Here is a 2167-nt window from a genome sequence, read left to right on the forward strand (position 1 = left end):
GCTTGCGGTAGGGCAGGTGTTCGAGGATCGCCGGCACCGGATCGTCGCCCGCATCCTCCGGCATCCACACCCGCGCCGAGAGCCGGCAGCCGTCCGGCATGACGATCCCCATGTCCGGGAATTCGACGACCTTGCGGGAAAATTCGGTGACTGTTTTCATGGCATGCTCCAGGATCGCCAGATGATGGAGCCGGTGGGGTCGCGTCGTGGGCCAGCCAACGAATTCGGCTGGTCAATCCGCGTCAATTCAGCGGAATGTCGTTATCGTCCTTATTCGCCTGATAGACGCCGGACAACTCATCGTAGCGCGCCGAAATCGCGCCGATACGTGTTTCCAGCCGTTGCCGCTCGGCTTCGGGCAAAGTTCGCACCAACCGACGTATGGAAAAGCTCTTCCAGTAGGCATTCTCGGCATTGTAGCCGCCGGGATCGAGGGTGAAGACCTCTTTCAGGATTTTCAGGTCGTGCGGGATGGCAAAGCTGTCGCGCGAATCCTCGTGGCTGAACAGATAGTAGAAATTGTCGAAGCCGGTCCAGGTGATAGCCGACAGGCAGAGCGAGCAGGGTTCGTGCGTGGCGATGAAGATGGCGTCTTTCGTATCGACGCGTTCAGCCCTGGGCATTTCGTAGAAGCGCTTCAGGCAGTGCACCTCGCCGTGCCAGAGCGGGTTTTCCATCTCGTTGTTGGTTTCGGCCAGCACCAGCGACCGGTCGTCCTTGCGCAGGATCGCGGCGCCGAACAGCTTGTTGCCATGGGTGACGCCGTCGGCCGTCTTCGGCACGATGTCGTGCTCGATAACGTCGAGCAGGCGGTCGATCAGCGAAATATCCGTCATCAGGGGGTCTCCTGCCGCATGTCGCCCAAAGTGCCCCGGGTTTGGGGTAACGACACGCACAAAAAATTAAGGGAGATGGATCTCGTAGGCGTGCGAGAAATGGAACTCTTCGAGATTGGAGCCGTCGCCGCCACGGTCGACGATCAGGAAATCCTGAGGCTCGCCGAGCGGCGTCAGCACGCCATGCCAGAGATTGCGCCGGTAATTGATGCCTTGGCCGGGTGCGGTGATGAAGGCATGCGGCTCATCAGGCCCTTGCTCGCCGTCATGGCAGACGACGACCAGGAATGGACGCGGCGACAGCGGGATGAAGGCCTGGCTGCCGAAGGGGTGGCGCTCGACCATGCTCAGCTTCAGCGGCAGTTCGTAAGGCGTGCCGCGCACCATCGAGATCAGCACGCGGGCATTCGGTCCGGTCGCCTCGGCGGTCGCCAGATCGTGATAGCGTTCCGCGCGGCCGCCATTGATCGGGTAGTGGTTGTCGCCGCCCATGTCGATGACGTCGCCGAACGGAGCAAAGCTCTCGCGGGTCAGTGGCCGCGCAATGATCCGCGTCACGGCGTCCGCCCAGGGACACCGACGCCGCCGAGCTTGGCGTGCCGGTTCACGTCCTTGTAGAGCAGATAACGGAATTTGCCCGGGCCGCCGGCATAGCAGGCCTGCGGACAGAAGGCGCGCAGCCACATATAGTCGCCGGCCTCAACCTCGACCCAGTCCTGATTGAGGCGATAGACCGCCTTGCCTTCCAGCACATAGAGCCCGTGCTCCATGACATGGGTCTCGGCGAAGGGAATGACCGCACCCGGTTCAAGCGTGACGATGGTCATGTGCATGTCGTGGCGCAAATCGGCTGGATCGACGAAACGCGTCGTCGCCCAGCGGCCCTCGGTGCCGGGCATCGGCGTCGGCGCGATCTCCTGTTCGTTGGCGAAGAAGGCCTCCGGCGCATCGAGACCGTCGACCGCCTCGTAAGCCTTGCGAATCCAGTGGAAGCGCACGTCGGCCTTGCTTTCGTTGCGGACCGTCCAGCCGCTGGCAGGCGGCAGGAAGGCAAAGCCGCCGGGCCGCAAGACATGCTTCTTGCCGGCCAGCAGAACCGTCAGTTCGCCTTCGACCACGAACAGCGCGCCTTCGGCGCCGGCATCGGGTTCCGGCCGGTCGCTGCCGCCGCCGGGCGCGACCTCGACAATGTATTGCGAGAACGTCTCGGCAAAACCGGACAGTGGTCGCGACAAGATCCAGACGCGGGTCTCGTCCCAGAACGGCAACGCACTGGTCACGATGTCCTGCATCACACCCCGAGGAATGACGGCATAGGCCTCGGTGAAGAC

Annotated in this window: 4 protein-coding genes; all 4 read right to left on the bottom strand. The window is 62.9% G+C overall.

From position 1 onward, the window contains the following. Positions 1 to 160: CocE/NonD family hydrolase (locus tag EN893_RS30280; RefSeq protein ID WP_164901247.1), on the bottom strand; the 160-nt coding region annotated here is incomplete at its 3' end. An 82-nt stretch (positions 161 to 242) separates the two neighbouring features. Next, entirely contained in the window at positions 243 to 836 is a 594-nt protein-coding gene (locus EN893_RS30285; protein ID WP_127269858.1) for a nucleoside deaminase, read from the bottom strand. Positions 837 to 902: 66 nt separating this feature from the next. Then, positions 903 to 1394, bottom strand: coding sequence for an ureidoglycolate lyase (locus EN893_RS30290; RefSeq protein ID WP_127271946.1), 492 nt, complete (start codon positions 1392 to 1394; stop codon positions 903 to 905). Further along, on the bottom strand, positions 1391 to 2167 hold a 777-nt coding region (locus EN893_RS30295; protein ID WP_128362036.1), incomplete at its 5' end, for a bifunctional allantoicase/(S)-ureidoglycine aminohydrolase. The genes EN893_RS30295 and EN893_RS30290, both read right to left, overlap by 4 nt.

The sequence above is a fragment of the Mesorhizobium sp. M7A.F.Ca.CA.004.04.2.1 genome (assembly GCF_004022825.1).
In the GTDB taxonomy this organism is placed as follows: Bacteria; Pseudomonadota; Alphaproteobacteria; order Rhizobiales; family Rhizobiaceae; genus Mesorhizobium.